General features: G+C 72.5%; 17 protein-coding genes. 6 read left to right on the top strand and 11 right to left on the bottom strand.

Translation table 11 applies throughout. The annotated features are described in order from the left end of the window. Nucleotides 1-47 precede the first annotated feature (47 nt). The gene (locus ACZ4TV_RS12000) at nt 48-809 is read left to right on the top strand and encodes an SURF1 family protein (protein WP_468133415.1); all 762 of its coding nucleotides are present in this window, start codon (nt 48-50) and stop codon (nt 807-809) included. Between the two features lie 78 nt (nt 810-887). On the opposite strand, the gene ACZ4TV_RS11995 is transcribed toward ACZ4TV_RS12000, so the two are convergent. From ACZ4TV_RS11995 to ACZ4TV_RS11965, 7 genes are all read right to left on the bottom strand, one after another. Beyond that, nucleotides 888-1,973, bottom strand: coding sequence for a hypothetical protein (locus ACZ4TV_RS11995; protein WP_468133413.1), 1,086 nt, complete (start codon nt 1,971-1,973; stop codon nt 888-890). Then, nucleotides 1,970-2,656, bottom strand: coding sequence for a SigE family RNA polymerase sigma factor (locus ACZ4TV_RS11990; protein WP_468133732.1), 687 nt, complete (start codon nt 2,654-2,656; stop codon nt 1,970-1,972). The genes ACZ4TV_RS11995 and ACZ4TV_RS11990 overlap by 4 nt, the downstream gene beginning before the upstream one ends. Before the next feature lie 218 nt (nt 2,657-2,874). Continuing rightward, nucleotides 2,875-3,948, bottom strand: coding sequence for an aspartate-semialdehyde dehydrogenase (locus tag ACZ4TV_RS11985; RefSeq protein ID WP_468133411.1), 1,074 nt, complete (start codon nt 3,946-3,948; stop codon nt 2,875-2,877). Further along, nucleotides 3,945-5,219, bottom strand: coding sequence for an aspartate kinase (locus ACZ4TV_RS11980; RefSeq protein WP_440129812.1), 1,275 nt, complete (start codon nt 5,217-5,219; stop codon nt 3,945-3,947). Before ACZ4TV_RS11980 ends, ACZ4TV_RS11985 begins: the two co-directional genes overlap by 4 nt. Before the next feature lie 149 nt (nt 5,220-5,368). Further along, a complete protein-coding gene (locus ACZ4TV_RS11975) occupies nt 5,369-6,043 on the bottom strand; it encodes a DUF5063 domain-containing protein (protein WP_468133409.1) in 675 nt (224 codons plus the stop codon). Next, nucleotides 6,036-6,635, bottom strand: coding sequence for a recombination mediator RecR (gene recR / locus ACZ4TV_RS11970; RefSeq protein ID WP_468133407.1), 600 nt, complete (start codon nt 6,633-6,635; stop codon nt 6,036-6,038). Before recR ends, ACZ4TV_RS11975 begins: the two co-directional genes overlap by 8 nt. Before the next feature lie 51 nt (nt 6,636-6,686). Further along, nucleotides 6,687-7,031: a YbaB/EbfC family nucleoid-associated protein gene (locus ACZ4TV_RS11965; RefSeq protein ID WP_468133405.1), complete on the bottom strand. Its 345-nt coding sequence runs from the start codon at nt 7,029-7,031 to the stop codon at nt 6,687-6,689. A gap of 255 nt (nt 7,032-7,286) precedes the next feature. Between ACZ4TV_RS11965 and ACZ4TV_RS11960 the strand changes: the two genes are divergently transcribed. Continuing rightward, entirely contained in the window at nt 7,287-8,033 is a 747-nt protein-coding gene (locus tag ACZ4TV_RS11960; protein WP_468133403.1) for an SLATT domain-containing protein, read from the top strand. A gap of 198 nt (nt 8,034-8,231) precedes the next feature. Here ACZ4TV_RS11960 and ACZ4TV_RS11955 read toward each other — a convergent pair whose 3' ends face one another. The 3 genes from ACZ4TV_RS11955 to ACZ4TV_RS11945 form a co-directional block, all read right to left on the bottom strand. Beyond that, entirely contained in the window at nt 8,232-8,882 is a 651-nt protein-coding gene (locus ACZ4TV_RS11955) for a hypothetical protein (protein WP_468133401.1), read from the bottom strand. Nucleotides 8,883-8,991: 109 nt separating this feature from the next. After that, the gene (locus ACZ4TV_RS11950; protein WP_468133399.1) at nt 8,992-9,660 is read right to left on the bottom strand and encodes a GntR family transcriptional regulator; all 669 of its coding nucleotides are present in this window, start codon (nt 9,658-9,660) and stop codon (nt 8,992-8,994) included. Between the two features lie 146 nt (nt 9,661-9,806). Next, nucleotides 9,807-11,168, bottom strand: a complete 1,362-nt coding sequence (locus tag ACZ4TV_RS11945; protein ID WP_468133397.1) for an aminotransferase class III-fold pyridoxal phosphate-dependent enzyme — start codon at nt 11,166-11,168, stop codon at nt 9,807-9,809. 236 nt (nt 11,169-11,404) lie between these two features. Here ACZ4TV_RS11945 and ACZ4TV_RS11940 point away from each other — a divergent pair, with 236 nt between their 5' ends. The 4 genes from ACZ4TV_RS11940 (at nt 11,405) to ACZ4TV_RS11925 (ending at nt 15,015) form a co-directional block, all read left to right on the top strand. Further along, the gene (locus tag ACZ4TV_RS11940; protein ID WP_468133395.1) at nt 11,405-12,103 is read left to right on the top strand and encodes a type 1 glutamine amidotransferase family protein; all 699 of its coding nucleotides are present in this window, start codon (nt 11,405-11,407) and stop codon (nt 12,101-12,103) included. After that, nucleotides 12,096-12,566 (top strand): MarR family winged helix-turn-helix transcriptional regulator, encoded by a 471-nt coding sequence (locus ACZ4TV_RS11935; protein ID WP_468133393.1) that lies wholly within the window; start codon nt 12,096-12,098, stop codon nt 12,564-12,566. The genes ACZ4TV_RS11940 and ACZ4TV_RS11935 overlap by 8 nt, the downstream gene beginning before the upstream one ends. 241 nt (nt 12,567-12,807) lie before the next feature. Beyond that, the gene (locus ACZ4TV_RS11930) at nt 12,808-14,340 is read left to right on the top strand and encodes a serine/threonine-protein kinase (RefSeq protein ID WP_468133391.1); all 1,533 of its coding nucleotides are present in this window, start codon (nt 12,808-12,810) and stop codon (nt 14,338-14,340) included. Nucleotides 14,341-14,409: 69 nt separating this feature from the next. Continuing rightward, nucleotides 14,410-15,015, top strand: a complete 606-nt coding sequence (locus ACZ4TV_RS11925) for a LysE family translocator (protein WP_468133388.1) — start codon at nt 14,410-14,412, stop codon at nt 15,013-15,015. A 76-nt stretch (nt 15,016-15,091) separates the two neighbouring features. On the opposite strand, the gene ACZ4TV_RS11920 is transcribed toward ACZ4TV_RS11925, so the two are convergent. Then, a complete protein-coding gene (locus ACZ4TV_RS11920) occupies nt 15,092-15,574 on the bottom strand; it encodes an HIT family protein (protein WP_468133386.1) in 483 nt (160 codons plus the stop codon). Between the last annotated feature and the right edge of the window lie 72 nt (nt 15,575-15,646).

Here is a 15,646-nt window from a genome sequence, read left to right as displayed (position 1 = left end):
CGAGCCCCGAGGCACGGCCACCGGTGCACCCCCCGTACGGTGGTGGGGTGCACCGGTTTCTCCTGACCCCGCGCTGGTGGGGGATCAACGTCTTCGTCGCGCTCGCCGTCCCCTTCTGCCTGTTCATGGGCTCCTGGCAGCTCGGCCGGTTCGAGGACCGCGTCGACAGCCACCGGGAGGCGACCGCCGAACGGCCCGCGGAGCAGACGGCCGCGCCCCTGGACTCGCTGCTTCCGGTGGACAAGAACACCTCCGGACTGCTGGCCTCCACGTCCGGGGAGTACGGCGATCAGCTGCTGGTGCCCGAGCGGCGGCTCGACGGCGCGTCCGGTTTCTACGTCCTGACCCTGCTGAAGACCGACTCCGGCAAGGCGGTCCCGGTGGTCCGGGGCTGGCTGCCGGGGGCGGCGGACCCGGCGAAGGCCCCGGCCCCGCCGACCGGGCGGGTCGAGGTCACCGGGGCCCTGCAGGCCTCGGAGAACTCCGGCACGAAGGGGGCCCACACCCAGGGCGGCCTGCCGGCCGGGCAGCTCGGGGTGATCGGGGCGGCCTCGCTCGTCAACCTCGTCCCGTACGACCTGTACGACGCCTGGCTGACGGTGCAGACCCCGGCGGACGGCATGGTTCCGGTGCCCGCGCAGGCTCCGACCAACACCGGGCTCGACCTGAAGGCCTTCCAGAACCTCGGCTACACGGGCGAGTGGTTCGTCTTCGTCGCCTTCGTGCTCTTCATGTGGTTCCGGCTCTACCGCCGCGAGGTGGAGACCTTCCGCGACGCCGAGGCGGGCCTGCTCGAACCCGCGGCGTAGGCGTACGGAGCCCCGCGCGCTCGGCGCTCGCCGCGCGGCCCCGGCCGCGCTGCCGGGCTGTGCGGCCGGTCTGTGCGGTTACTCGGCCAGCGGGATCGCACCCGTCCGGTAGACCGTTCCGCCGCAGGCCTCGGGAATCGTCGTCCGCGTCGTCGCCGCCCCCGCCTGAGGGCTGTGGGACACCGCGACGCCGGCTGCTGCCGGGGGCGTGCCCGTCTGCGGCTCGGTGGCCGACCCGTCCGCCGCGCCGTCCGAGGTGCCCGCGGGCTCGGTCTGCGGCGGCTTCCCGCCCGTGTCCGGCTTCGTCGCCGAACAGGTCTCCCCCGACGGCACCCACGCGAAGCGGACCTCGTACGCCGTGTTCGGCGGCAGCACCAGCACCGGCGCCTGCGCCGATGGGTCGGGCAGCAGCCCGCTCGCCGGATCCCCCGCCGTATGGCCGACCACGGCGACCGCGGAGCCCGAGCCGTCCGGGCCGCCGGCCGCCGAGGCCGCCGTCACGGTGTCCTGGCCGCTGACGGCGCAGCCGTGCGCCGAGACGTTCGTGACCCGGAAACTGCCGTACACCCTGCCGTCGGTCTCCGGGGCGCGGGCCGAGCCCACCACTCCCAGCTGGTCCGAGCCGCATCCGGGCACACCCGGCGCGGCCACGGGTGGCATCGGGCCCGAGCCCACCACCGAGCCGCCCGGGCCGGCCGACGCGCCCGAGGTACCGGTGCCCGACGGGCCTGCCGTCAGGCCTCCGGCCGGCGAACCGCCCACGGCGTCCGGCTGGCCGGTGACGCCGCCCACGGCCGGGGCGCCGCCGAAGGAGTGGGTGGACTTGGGATAGGCGCCGTAACCGTTCTGGCGCGGGTCCGAAGCGACCGCGCCCGGCTTGTCACCGGAGTGCGCGCCGTGCCCGGCCATGGCCGGGCGGTCCGTGGCCGCTCCCTCGCCGCCCGCCATGTGCAGGAGGGCCGGGACCGCCGTCCCCGCGAGCAGCGCGGCCGCGGCGGCGCCGACGAAGGCCTGGCGCCTGCGGGCCCGCCGCGCGGGTACGGCGTGGCGCAGTCGCTCCAGCGCGCCCGCGGAGGGCTGCAGGCCCTCGACGGCTCCGCGCAGCAGGTCCCGCAGCGCCTCTTCGTCGCTCCCCGCGCCCGGCGGGGTGTGGTCGTCCCTCATGACTGCGCAGCCTCCATCGCCACCCGCAGCGCGGCAATGCCCCGCGATCCGTACGCCTTCACCGAGCCGAGCGATATCCCGAGCGTCTCGGCGACCTGGGCCTCCGTCATGTCCGCGAAGTAGCGCAGCACCAGCACCTCGCGCTGACGGCGCTGGAGTCCGCGCATCGCCTTGATCAGATCGTCCCGCTCCAGCTGGTCGTACGCGCCCTCTTCGGCGCTCGCCATGTCCGGCATCGGCTTCGACAGCAGCTTGAGGCCGAGGATGCGCCGGCGCAGGGCGGACCGCGAGAGGTTCACGACGGTCTGTCGCAGGTACGCCAGGGTCTTCTCCCGGTCGCGGACCCGGCTGCGGGCCGAGTGCACCCGGATGAACGCCTCCTGGACCACGTCCTCGCAGGAGGCGGTGTCGTCGAGGAGCAGTGCGGCCAGGCCGAGGAGCGAGCGGTAGTGCGCCTGGTAGGTCGCCGTGAGGTGGTCGACGGTGGTGCCGGCCACCACTTCGGCCGTCTCGCTCTTGCTGCTCCCGCCCGACTCAGCGCTGTCGCGCGGCGCGGGCACAAGGACGCTCCGGATCGGTACGGCCGTGCGTACGGGCGCCTCGGACGGCCCCGCCGGCGGGACGGGCACGATCACGGGAAGACCGCCGCCGGGCGCACGGACAGCCCGGCGCGACGGGATGATCCCGGTGCGCGCCGGTAGGACGGCCAGCTCGAGCAGTGCCTCTGCCACGCCTGTTGGACACGCGTCCCCCCGTCAGGGTTGTACGCGTGAGGCAGCGTCGCCGGCGAAATCCCTGTTGCCCTCATGCGTACCCGCTCTTCCCGATTGCCCCGTCTTATCGAGACGGCGGTCGGGCCATCACCTTGATCAAGGGATCGGCACCGATCCTACAAAGCGAATTACGCAAATTCATCTGCGATCAGTTCCGCGATCTGCGTGGCGTTCAGGGCCGCGCCCTTGCGGAGATTGTCGGCGCACACGAAGAACTCCAGGGAGTGCCGGTCGTCGAGCGAGGCCCGGACCCGTCCCACCCAGGCAGGATCCGTCCCGGCGGCGTCCGCGGGAGTGGGGAACTCCCCCGCCGCGGGGTCGTCCACGAGCACCACGCCGGGCGCGGCCTCCAGGATCTCCCGGGCGTGCGCGGCCTGCACCTCGTGCTCGAACCGGGCCCGCACGGTCAGCGAATGCCCGGTCAGCACCGGCACCTGTACGCAGGTCACCGACACCGGGAGCTGCTCCAGCTGCAGGATCCGGCGCGTCTCGCCCCGTACCGCCAGCTCGTGCGAGGACCAGCCGTCCTCGCGCAGTTCGCCGGACCAGGGCACGACGTTGAGGGCGAGCGGAGCCGCGAAGGGGCCGGTGTCCTCGCCCACGGCACGGCGTACGTCACCGGTCTGCTCCCCCAGGGAGGTCCCGGCGACCACCGACAGCTGGCGGCGCAGCGCCGTCGAACCGGCCCGGCCCGCGGCGCTCGCGGCCTGGTACGAGGAGACGACCAGCTCGGAGAGGGAGTACTCGGCGTGCAGCGCGCCCAAGGCCGCGATCATGGCGGCCGTCACGCAGTCCGGGGTGGCGACGATCCCGCGCGGCCGGATCCGTACGGCATGCCCGTTGACCTCGGGTACGACCAGCGGGACCTCGGGGTCCTCGCGGAAGGCGGCGGACTGGTCGACGACGACCGTGCCGCGCGCGGTGACGACGGGGGCCCACCGGGCCGAGACCTCGGCCGGGGTCAGGAAGAGTGCGACATCGCCCGGCCCGAGGCCGTCGAAGGCGTCCTCGGTGAGGGCGAGCACCTCGGTCTCCTCCGCGCGGACGGCCAGCATGCGGCCGGCCGAGCGCGCGGAGGCGATCAGGCGGATGTCGCCCCAGACGTCTGCCCGCTGGGACAGTATCTGGAGCAGGACCGAACCGACTGCTCCGGTCGCCCCGACCACGGCGAGTGCCGGGGCGGAGGACCGGCTGCGGGTCATCGTCCGGTGCCTCCGTAGACGACGGCCTCGTCGCTGTCGGAGTCGAGGCCGAAGGCCGTGTGCACGGCGCGGACGGCCTCGTTGACGTCGTCCTGGCGGGTGACGACCGAGATGCGGATCTCCGAGGTGGAGATCAGCTCGATGTTCACGCCCGCGTCGGACAGCGCCTGGAAGAAGGAGGCGGTGACGCCCGGGTTCGTCTTCATGCCGGCGCCGACCAGGGAGATCTTGCCGATCTGGTCGTCGTAGCGCAGGGAGTCGAAGCCGATCGCGTCCTTCGCCTTCTCCAGGGCGTCGATGGCCTTGTGGCCCTCGGCCTTGGGGAGGGTGAAGGAGATGTCGGTGAGGCCCGTCGAGGCCGCCGAGACGTTCTGCACGATCATGTCGATGTTGATCTCGGCATCCGCGATGGCGCGGAAGATCGCCGCGGCCTCGCCCGGCTTGTCCGGAACACCGACGACCGTGATCTTGGCTTCGGAGACGTCGTGAGCGACTCCGGAGATGATGGCGTGCTCCACCTGCTCGTCCCCTTGCGGATTCTCGTTGCTGACCCAGGTGCCCGGCAGTCCCGAGAAGGACGAGCGGACGTGGATCGGGATGTTGTATCGGCGTGCGTACTCGACACAGCGGTGCAGCAGCACCTTGGAACCGGAGGCGGCGAGCTCCAGCATGTCCTCGGAGGAGATCCAGTCGATCTTCTTGGCCTTCTTCACGACGCGGGGGTCCGCGGTGAAGACGCCGTCGACGTCGGTGTAGATCTCGCAGACCTCGGCGTCCAGCGCCGCCGCGAGCGCGACGGCGGTGGTGTCCGAGCCGCCGCGGCCGAGGGTGGTGATGTCCTTGGAGTCCGCGGACACGCCCTGGAAGCCGGCGACGATGGCGATGTTGCCCTCGTCCAGCGCAGTGCGGATACGGCCCGGCGTGACATCGATGATGCGCGCTTTGTTGTGGACCGAGTCGGTGATCACGCCTGCCTGGCTACCGGTGAACGACTGGGCCTCGTGGCCCAGGTTTTTGATCGCCATGGCCAGCAGGGCCATGGAGATCCGCTCTCCGGCGGTCAGCAGCATGTCGAATTCACGCCCGGCAGGCATCGGGGAAACCTGCTCGGCGAGATCGATCAGCTCGTCCGTCGTGTCGCCCATCGCGGACACCACGACGACCACTTGGTGGCCGTTCTTCTTGGCATCCACGATCCGCTTGGCGACGCGCTTGATGCCCTCGGCATCGGCTACGGAGGAGCCTCCGTACTTCTGCACGACAAGGCCCACGTGCGCTCCTCGCTCAGTCCGTCTCATTTGCTGGTGCAGTCTAACGAGCGACCGGGATCCGACCGCTTCGTACCGCATCCTGAGACGAAAGGATCACAGAACGGGTTCCCCCGCCGGACACCCGCTTACGGCTGATCACGTACGGCTGATCACGTACGGCCGCTCGCCCGCGGGCGCTCACCCCGGCCGAGGCCGCCGAGCTCCTCGGCCATCACCCGTCCGGCCTGCTCCGCGAGGTCGTCCTCGGCCAGGTCCTCGTCCGTGTCCAGGCCGTCCAGGGCCTGGAGCGGCTGGTCCAGCCGTACGTGCGCCACCAGCGACTGGAGGGCGCGCAGGGTGGCCGAGGCCGTCGGACCCCAGTTGGTGAAGTACGAGAACTGCCACCACCACAGCGCCTCGGTGGTCCGGCCCGCCCGGTAGTGCGCCAGCCCGTGCCGCAGGTCCGCCACCACGTCGGCCACGTCGTCGGAGATCCGGTGCGCGACCGGGGCCTTCCGCGGCTCGTAGGGGTCGAAGACCTCCGAGTACACGTCGACCGGCTCCAGCATGTACGCGAACCGCTCGCGCAGCTCGTCCACGTCCGGCTCCGGGCCGAGGTCGGGCTCGTAGCGCTCGTCGGGCAGCACGTCCTGGTACGCGCCCAGCCGGCCGCCCGCCAGGAGCAGCTGGGACACCTCCAGGAGGAGGAAGGGCACCGCGCTGTCCGGGTCCTCGCCCTTGGCCACCTCGGTGACCGCGACGATGAAGGACTCGATCTGGTCCGCGATCTGGACGGCGAAGTCGTCCGGATCCTGGCCCAAGGCGTGCAGCGTTGCGTCAGACATCGAGAAGTCGCCTTCCTTCAAAGGCCCGCCCGAGCGTGACCTCGTCCGCGTACTCCAGATCTCCCCCGACGGGGAGCCCGCTGGCCAGGCGGGTGACCTTCAGGCCCATGGGCTTGATCATGCGGGCGAGGTACGTGGCGGTCGCCTCACCCTCCAGGTTCGGGTCGGTGGCGAGGATCAGCTCGGTCACCACGCCGTCCGCCAGGCGCGCCAGCAGCTCGCGGATGCGCAGGTCGTCCGGGCCGACGCCCTCGATCGGGCTGATCGCACCGCCGAGGACGTGGTACTTGCCCCGGAACTCGCGGGTCCGCTCGATCGCGACGACGTCCTTCGGCTCCTCGACGACACAGATGACCGTGGTGTCCCGACGCGGATCGCGGCAGATTCCGCACCGCTCCTCCTGCGCCACGTTCCCGCACACCGCGCAGAACCGGACCTTGTCCTTGACCTCCAGCAGCGCGTGCGCGAGGCGCCGGACGTCGGTGGGCTCGGCCTGCAGGATGTGGAAGGCGATCCGCTGCGCGCTCTTGGGCCCGACGCCGGGCAGCCTGCCCAGTTCGTCGATCAGGTCCTGGACCACGCCTTCGTACAACGGACTGCCTTCTTTCGGTTTCGGTTTCGGGTGCGGAAGGGGTGAGGGGTATTAGAACGGGAGGCCGGGGACGCCGCTGCCGCCGCCCAGGCCCTGGGCCAGGGGGCCCAGCTTCTGCTGCTGGAGCGCCTGGGCGTTCTCGTTGGCGGCCTGGACGGCCGCGACCACCAGGTCGGCGAGCGTCTCCGTGTCCTCGGGGTCCACGGCCTTCGGGTCGATCACCAGGGCGCGCAGCTCACCGGAACCGGTCACGGTCGCCTTGACCAGACCGCCGCCGGCCTGGCCCTCGACCTCGGCCTGAGCGAGCTCCTCCTGGGCCGCGGCGAGGTCCTGCTGCATCTTCTGGGCCTGCTGGAGCAGCTGCTGCATGTTGGGCTGGCCACCACCGGGAATCACAGGTCACTCACTCCGTACAGTCGGGACGCTTGGTCAATCCGAGCCTACGTGCTCCCCGGGCGCAGCGCCCTACGCCGTGAGGACCAACTCTTTCGAGTGAGAGACGGGGCGAACGCGTACCTGATGGAGACCTCCTTGCGGGCGGAAATCCCGGGATTCGTCGCCCATCGGCCGTCATTCGAAGGTAGGAAGAGCATGCGCATCATTGCGCACACGCGCACCACCACACGTCAGCGCAGGCAGAGGGAGTGCCGGGTGAGCCAGCCGGAGATGCAGCCCGAGGGGCCACCCCGGGATCCCCGGGAGGAAGGCGGCGGACCGATGGCGGCGGGCGATCTGACCGGCCGGCCGTTCCCCCTCGGGGACTGGGGTGAGCCCGCGGAGCGGCTCGACGAGCTCTACCGGCGGGTCGAGGCGGATGCGCTGCGCACCGCCGAGTGGTACCTGTCCGACCGTGCCTGGAAGCGCCGGGGCGCGCGCGTACTGCGGGTGGGCGCGGCCGTGGGCGCCGTCACGGGCGCCGCGATGCCGCTGGTGGAGCTGACGGGCTCGGCACCGGGCGGGTCGACGTACGGATACCTGGCGCTGCTCCTGGGCGCGGCCTGTCTGGCCTGCGACCGGTTCTTCGGGCTGACGTCCGGCTGGATGCGGGACGTCGCCACGGCCCAGGCGGTCCAGCGCCGCCTCCAGACCCTGCAGTTCGACTGGGCCTCGGAGAACGTACGGGAGGTGCTCGGGCCGACGGAGGGCACGGCCAGCGAGGCAGCCGAGCGGTGCCTGACCGTGCTGCGCCGCTTCTCGGAGGACGTGACGGAACTCGTACGCTCCGAGACCGCGGAGTGGATGGTGGAGTTCAGCTCCGGCCCCGCACCGCTGGTGATGCAGTCCCTGGGCGCCACCGGCGCCCGCTCGGACGCGTACATCCCCCCGGCCCGCTTCCCCCTCCCCCCGGGCACCCGCCCGAACATGCCCCGCCAACGCCCCCCGGAACAACCCCGCTGAACCCTTCCAGCCCCGCCGGCGTTTGAGGCGCCCTTCCAGCCCCGCCGGCGTTTGAGGCGCGGGGTCTGGGGCGGGCCCCAGGAAACGGCGAAAGGGCGGGTCGGGGACCAGCTCCGCGCAGCGGCCCCGCACCCGCCCTCCCCCTCCCCCACCCCCACCCCCAACCCCCACCACCACCGCACACCCCCACAGCCAGCGTCAGCTGAAGATGATCATCGACCCCTGCCCCAGACTCCGCGTAGCCGCCGCATGCAGCCCCAGCCACACATACCGCTCCCGCGCAAAGGGACTGTCGTCGTACGGAATCGGCCCCGCCGGCTCCTCCAACGACGTCGGCCGCCCCGGCGGAGCCGGCGCCGCAGGCGGATTCCCCGGGTCGATCCCGATCGCGGGAGCCACGAACCCGAGCTCCCGCAACAGCCCCTGCGCGGACCCCAGCGGCCCACCCCCGGCCAACAGCTCCTCGTTCGCCAGCGGAGCCGCGAAGTCCACCGGCACGTACGCCCCGGCGTGGTCGTAGTGCCACACCAGGTGCGACTGCTGCGCCGTCGGCTCGAACATCTCCAGCAGCTGCTCGTAGTCCCCGCCCAGCTCGTCCACCGGCGTCACCGGCAGCCCGCAGATCTGGAGCAGGTACGCCCGCCTCAGGAAATGCAGGGCGTCGTAGTCGAAGCCGGCGACCGGGGCCACGTCCCCGCTCAGGCCCGGCATGTACGCGAACACGGGCACGGACGGCAGTCCGGCCTCGCCCAGCGCCTTGTCGTACGAGGCGATCTCTTCCGCGAAGGGGTTGTCGGGGCTGTGGCACAGCACATCGACAAGGGGGACCAGCCACAGGTCACAGGCCACACGGCCTCCGATCAGTCGTTGCCGCCGATCCGGTCAGCGTAGTGCGCCGAACACCCTCCGCGAAGGGGTGCGCAGAACCTCGGGCCCGGCCCGGCAGCGGACACCACCCCTACGAGAGGCGGTCGGCCCAGTCCAGCGCGTGCTGGTTGTAGCCCTGCACGATGCGGCGTACCTCGTCGGCGTCCGCCCGCGTCACCGCGTCCACCAGCTCGCTGTGCCGGTCCCACAGCGCCGCCCGCAGCCGCGGCTCGCGCTGGAGGTGGGGGACGGCGAAGACCCAGCACTGCACGCGGATGCGGTGCAGGAACTCGGAGATGTAGGTGTTGGCGACCAGCCCGCTCAGCTCGCGCCAGAAGCGCAGGTCGTAGCCGATCAGCACTTCGAGCGAACCGCTGTGCGCGGCCCTGCGCGCCTCCTCGCCCCGGCGGCGCACCGACACCAGCATCTCGCCGGAGCCTGGGGCGGTGCCGCCCTCGGCGAGCCGGCGAAAGATCCCGTCCACGACCAGCGAGCGCGCCTCGATCATTCCGCGGAAGTCGTCCACGGAGAAGATCCGCACCCGGAAGCCCCGGTGCTGGACCAGTTCGAGCAGCCCCTGGGCCGAGAGGTCCACGAGTGCCTCGCGCACGGGGGTCGCGGAGACCTCGTACTGCTCCGCGATCTGCTTGACCGTGAACTCGGTCCCCGGGGGCAGGCGTCCCGCGAGCACCTCGTCACGCAGCGCGTCCGCGATCTGCTGGCGAAGTGTGTTGCGGGTGACAGCGCCGCTGCCTGGCATAGGGGTCCGTCTCCTGTCGTAGAGCTTCGGACACCATAGGCCAGACAGCGAGGCTGAAACCGAACGGTTCGAGGTCGGTATGCGGATTACGACCCGTTATGCGGACGAGAACCGGCCACTGGCCCGTCCAGCTGCGTGGCTTTGGCCTAGCCGGTCGTCGTGTGGCGGTCGGCGACCGTCAGCGCGGCGTCCAGCAGGGCCAGCCCCTCCTTCGCCTCCGCCTCCGTGATGGTGCACGGGGGGACGACGTGGGTGCGGTTCATGTTGACGAAGGGCCACAGGCCCGACGCCTTGCAGGCCGCCGTGAATTCGGCCATCGGCGCGTTGGCCGGTCCGGCCGCGTTGTACGGGACCAGCGGCTCGCGCGTCTCCTTGTCCCGTACGAGTTCCAGCGCCCAGAAGGTGCCCAGACCGCGCACCTCCCCGACGGAGGGGTGCCGCTCGGCGATCTCGGCGAGCGCCGGCCCGATCACGTTCTCGCCGAGGCGGGCGGCGTGCTCGACGATGCCCTCCTCCTCCATCGCGTTGATCGTAGCGACGGCGGCGGCGCAGGCCAGGGGGTGGCCGGAGTACGTCAGTCCGCCCGGGTAGGGGCGTGTGGCGAAGGTCTCGGCGATGGCGGCCGAGATGGCCACGCCGCCGAGCGGGACGTAGCCGCTGTTCACGCCCTTGGCGAAGGTGATCAGGTCGGGCGTGACGCCCCAGTGGTCGGCGGCGAACCAGGCGCCTGTGCGCCCGAAGCCCGACATGACCTCGTCGAGGATGAAGACGATGCCGTGGCGGTCGCAGAGCTCGCGCACGCCCGCGAGGTAGCCGGGCGGCGGGGTCATGATCCCGGCCGTGCCGGGCACGCTCTCCAGGATGATCGCCGCGATCGTCTGCGGTCCCTCGAAGGCGATGGTGTCGGCGAGGTGGGCGAGGGCGCGGGCGCACTCCTCGGCCTCGGTGGCGGCGTGGAAGGCGGAGCGGTAGAGGTACGGGCCCCAGAAGTGCACGACGCCGGCGGCGGCCGTGTCGGAGGGCCAGCGGCGCGGGTCGCCGGTCAGGTTGATCGCGGCGGCGGTGGCCCCGTGGTACGAGCGGTAGGTGGAGAGCACCTTGGCGCGGCCCGTGTGCAGGCGGGCCATGCGGACGGCGTTCTCCACGGCCTCGGCGCCGCCGTTGGTGAAGAAGATCTTGTCGAGGTCGCCCGGGGTCCGCTCGGCGATGAGGCGTGCGGCCTCGGAGCGGACGTCGACTGCGAAGCCGGGCGCGAGGGTGCAGAGGCGGGCGGCCTGCTCCTGGATCGCGGCGACGACCTTGGGGTGCTGGTGGCCGATGTTGGTGTTGACCAGCTGGGAGGAGAAGTCGAGGAACCGTTTGCCGTCGTAGTCCCAGAAGTACGACCCCTCGGCCCCCGCGACGGCGAGCGGGTCGATCAGGGCCTGGGCGGACCAGGAGTGGAAGACATGCTTCCGGTCTGCGTCCTTCACTGCGGCAAGGGTGTGCGGGGTGACATGAGGGGTCATGGCGTCACGCTAGAAGTGCGCAGGTGGGGAGGGATATCGGCGGACTGTATGGGGGTGGGGGGCCGGTCTCGGCAGTCTGTCTGCGTGCGGGCGGCCCTTCGCGACGCGTGACGGGACCCCCTCCAGAGCATTGACAGCATCCTGTCTACATGACAGCCTATTGTCATAGTCAAAGCCCGCAGCAGACACATCGCGAGAGAAACAAGCCGATCCGACTGACTCTGGAGGCGAACCCGATGAGCGAGACCACGACCAGGACGACGACCAGGACGACGACCGAGACGGCGACCGGGACGACGACGACCGAGACCCGCGGCGCGACCAAGCCCGTCCACCTCGCGGTCTACGACACGTACGCGGACTGGGAGACCGGACACACCACCGCGCACCTCACCCAGCGCGGCCACGTCGTGCGAACGGTCGGCTTCACCGCCGGTCAGCCGGTCACCACCATGGGCGGCGTCCGCATCCAGCCCGATCTGGCCCTGGCCGACCTGCGGCCGGAGGACTCCTCGCTGCTGATCCTCACCGGCGCCTCGCTGTGGGACACGAGCGAGGAGCTGGCGCCCTTCGCGGCGAAGGCGAGGGAGTTCCTGGCCGCCGGGGTGCCGGTCGCGGCGATCTGCGGAGCTACCGCCGGCCTCGCCCGCGAAGGCCTGCTGGACGGCCGGGCCCACACCAGCGCGGCCTCCTTCTACCTGGCGTCGCAGCCGGGCTACGGCGGCGCCGAGAGCTACGTCGAGGCCGACGCGGTGACCGACGGCGACCTGATCACGGCGGGGCCGACGGAGCCGGTGGCCTTCGCCCGCGAGGTCTTCGCCCGCCTGGACGTCTACAAGCCGGACGTCCTGGACGCGTGGTACCGGCTCTTCCACGACTCGGACCCGAGCGCCTACCCGGTCCTGATGGCGGCGTCGGAGGCGGGCGATGCGTGAGCCGCTGGCGCCCGGGTCCACCCGGGCGCGGCAGGACCTGCTGAGCCGCACCGCGCTCGGGGTCTTCCGGCTGAACGGCCAGTTCCTCGCCGTCTCGGAGGAGCTGGCCCGGCCGGCCGGACTGACGGCCGCCTGGTGGCAGGTACTGGGCGCGGTACTGCGGGAGCCGCTGCCCGTCGCGGGCATCGCCCGCACCATGGGGATCACCCGGCAGAGCGTCCAGCGCATCGCTGACCTGCTGGTCGCCAAGGGCCTGGCCGAGTACGCCCCCAACCCCGCCCACCGTCGGGCGAAGCTGCTGCGCCCGACGGACGAGGGCCGCGCGGCGGTGGCCCGCATCGGCCCGGGCCACGCCACCCTGGCCACCCGCCTCGCGGAAGAACTGGGCGACGCCGCCTTCGCCGAAACGGTCCACGTCCTGGAACGCCTGACCAAGGCCCTGGACACCCTGTCCACCCCCTGAACCCATCCCCGCCGGACACAATCCAGCCCCGCCGGCGTTTGAGGCGCGGGGCCCGGGACGGAGCCCCGTTCTTTCAGCCTCGCCGGGCACATCCAGCCCCGCCGGCGTTTGAGGCGCGGGGGTCCGGGGGCAGCGCCCCCGGCAACGGCGCCGCACCCGGCGGCAGGCAACCACCCCGCACCCCCACCCGTCCTTCCCTGCGGAGCCGTTCGGCCAGTCCGAGGGGGAGGAACCACCCGGCATGGAACAACTGCATCCGCACGACCCACACCGCATCGGCCCGTACCGCCTGCTGTCCCGCCTCGGCGCCGGCGGCATGGGCCGGGTCTACCTCGCCCGCTCCGACCGCGGCCGCACCGTCGCCGTGAAGCTGGTCCACCACGACCTCGCCGCCCGCGACGAATTCCGCATCCGCTTCCGCCAGGAGGTCGCCGCGGCCCGTCGCGTCGGCGGCGAGTGGACCGCCCCGGTCCTCGACGCCGACACCGAGGCCGACACCCCCTGGTTCGCCACCGGCTACGTCGCCGGGCCGAGCCTCCACCAGGTCGTGGCCCACGACTTCGGCCCGTTGCCGGGCCGTTCCGTACGGATCCTGGCCGCGGGCCTCGCGCACGCCCTCCAGGACATCCACCGCGCCGGCATCGTCCACCGCGATCTGAAGCCCTCGAACGTCCTGCTCACCCTCGACGGCCCCCGCGTCATCGACTTCGGCATAGCCCGCGCCGCCCCGGCCGGGCCCGACGCCCAGCCCGACGCCGGGCTGACCCGCGCCGGCGAACTCATCGGCTCCCCGGGCTTCATGGCCCCCGAGCAGATCCGCGGCGAGCCGGTGACCGCCGCCTGCGACATCTTCTGCCTCGGCGCCGTCCTGGCGTACGCCGCCACCGGGCGGCTGCCCTTCGGCGACGCGGAGCAGCCCGGCGGCCTCGCCGCGCTCCTGCTCCGCAGCACCGAAGCCGAACCGGACCTGGCCGGCGTACCGGCCGAGCTGCACGACCTCGTACGGGACTGCCTGCGCAGGGATCCCGCCGCCCGGCCCGGGCCGGCCGACGTCCTGGCCCGGGTCGGCGCGGGCGACACCGTGGCCGACGGGAGGGCCCTGGAGCCCTGGCTTCCGGCCCCGCTGGTGGCCCGGCTCGGACGGCACGCCGTACAACTGCTGGACCGCGAGGACGCCGGCCCGGACCGCGCCATACCCCCGCCGGCACCGCCACTACCGCCCGCGTACTCCGCGTATTCCGCTTACCCGCCGGTGGAATGGGAGCCTCCGCCCGGCCCCCGGCCCGTGTCCACCGTCTTCCTCCTCGCCGTGGCCGCGGTCGTCGCCGTCCTGTCCGGCGGCACGGTGTACGCGGTCATGAACGGAGCCGAGGACCCGCGACCGCCCCTCACCAGTCCCCGTACGCCGACCACGGCCGCGACCCCCACCGCCTCCGCCTCCACCCCCACGATCACCGGCCTCCCCGAGGCGTACCTCGGCACCTGGCAGGCCACCCACGGCAGTCGGACCTGGCGACTCACCCTCACCGGCGGCGCCGTCGGCGACCGGGTCATGTCCCTCACCGTCCAGGGCCCCGGCTTCGCCTGCGCCTGGACCGCGCCCCTGCTCGACGCCCCCGATCCCGTGGAGCTCGACGCCTCCACCGTCACCTCCGGCGCCCCGCCCACCTGCACGCCGGGCGGCCGGAGCCGGCTCCGGCTGCTGCCCGACGGCAGCCTCCAGCGAGAGCTGGTGGGCAGCGACAACCCGCCGCTCACGTACCGCAGGCACTGACCGGCAGCCGGGACCCGGCACCCCGCTGGCGGGCGGACTGCGCCGAACCCCTGGTGGCAGACTGACCGCGTGCTCACCGCTCTTCTCGGCGCGACCGGGGTCCTGGCGCTCCTCACCCTCGTACCCGGCCCGGACATGGCCATCGTGACGAAGCGGGCCGTCACGCGGGGCCGCGGCGACGGGCTGCGCACCGTCGCCGGGATCGCCGTCGGACTGCTGATCTGGGGCGCACTCACCGTGGCGGGGCTCGCGGCTCTGCTCGCCGCGTCGGCCGAGGTGTACCTGGTGGTGAAGCTCGCGGGCGCCGCGTATCTCTGCTGGCTGGGCATGCGTTCGCTGTGCCGGCCGGGCGCGGAGCCGGCCGGCCGACGGCCGGAGGCGGGCGGCGGCGGGGCCTGGCGGACCGGCCTGGTCGCCAACGTCCTCAATCCCAAGATCGCCGTCTTCTACACCGGGCTGCTGCCCGCCCTCGCCCCGCCGGGCCTGCGCCCGGCGGTCGGCATGGCGCTGCTGGTCCTGGTCCACGTGCTGCTGACGGTGGTCTGGCTGGGCTCGTACGTGTACGTGCTCTCGCGCGCCCGGCGGTTCTTCGCGCGGCCGCGGGTCCGCCGGACGCTGGACCGGACGACGGGTGTCGTCCTGATCGGCTTCGGCGTGCGCGTGGCGACGACGTGACGGCCTGAGGACATGAGGACGTGAGGACGTGAGGACGTGAGGACGTGAGGGCCTGACGGCCTGACGGCCTGACCGCTCAGGCGGCCTCACCGAGCCGGTCCAACTCCTCCCCGATGGCGGCCCGCAGGGCATCGTGGCGCTGGCCCAGCGCGTGCTGCTCACCGCGCCAGCACTCCTCCTCGTACGACCACACGGGCCGCCGGACGCGGTCGGCGGGCTCCCAGTCGTAGCGGGGCCAGATGTGCGCGTGGAGGTAGGGATCGGTGTTGCCGAGGATCTCGATGTTCACGCGGTGGAAGGCCGGGTCGAGCCGCCTACAGGCCCGCTCGACGGCCTCGGCGAGCCGCTCCGTGTCGGCGAGGTACGCGGCCCTGCCCGCCCGGGGCAGGTCGGAGAGCCTGGTCACGGCCGGATCGTCGGTCAGCAGCACCGAGTACCCGGGCAGGAACTGCCGGTCCCCGATCACGGCGAAGCCCGCGTCGAGGCGGCGCAGGACGGTGGGGTTCTTCCCCCGGTGCGCACTGCCGATGCGGTCGTGACGCCAGTCGTCGTCGCTCATCACGAGACCCTAACCGACGCCCTGCGCACGGGCGTTCAGGCTTCACCGCGCCTCTCAGGTATCCCCCGTCAT

This window comes from Streptomyces sp. NPDC028910 (assembly GCF_055564955.1).
The sequence above is the reverse complement of the archived record's forward strand: the minus strand, read 5'-3'. Positions and strand labels throughout refer to the sequence as shown.

Bases quoted from the DNA above. Each gene is read 5' to 3' on its own strand.
- ACZ4TV_RS11995 (WP_468133413.1), bottom strand. From the start codon at position 1,973: ATGAGGGACGACCACACCCCGCCGGGCGCGGGGAGCGACGAAGAGGCG.
- ACZ4TV_RS11985 (WP_468133411.1), bottom strand. From the start codon at position 3,948: ATGACCCGCAGCCGGTCCTCCGCCCCGGCACTCGCCGTGGTCGGGGCG.
- ACZ4TV_RS11975 (WP_468133409.1), bottom strand. From the start codon at position 6,043: ATGTCTGACGCAACGCTGCACGCCTTGGGCCAGGATCCGGACGACTTC.
- ACZ4TV_RS11950 (WP_468133399.1), bottom strand. From the start codon at position 9,660: ATGCCAGGCAGCGGCGCTGTCACCCGCAACACACTTCGCCAGCAGATC.
- ACZ4TV_RS11945 (WP_468133397.1), bottom strand. From the start codon at position 11,168: ATGACCCCTCATGTCACCCCGCACACCCTTGCCGCAGTGAAGGACGCA.
- ACZ4TV_RS11940 (WP_468133395.1), top strand. From the start codon at position 11,405: ATGAGCGAGACCACGACCAGGACGACGACCAGGACGACGACCGAGACG.
- ACZ4TV_RS11935 (WP_468133393.1), top strand. From the start codon at position 12,096: ATGCGTGAGCCGCTGGCGCCCGGGTCCACCCGGGCGCGGCAGGACCTG.
- ACZ4TV_RS11930 (WP_468133391.1), top strand. From the start codon at position 12,808: ATGGAACAACTGCATCCGCACGACCCACACCGCATCGGCCCGTACCGC.
- ACZ4TV_RS11920 (WP_468133386.1), bottom strand. From the start codon at position 15,574: ATGAGCGACGACGACTGGCGTCACGACCGCATCGGCAGTGCGCACCGG.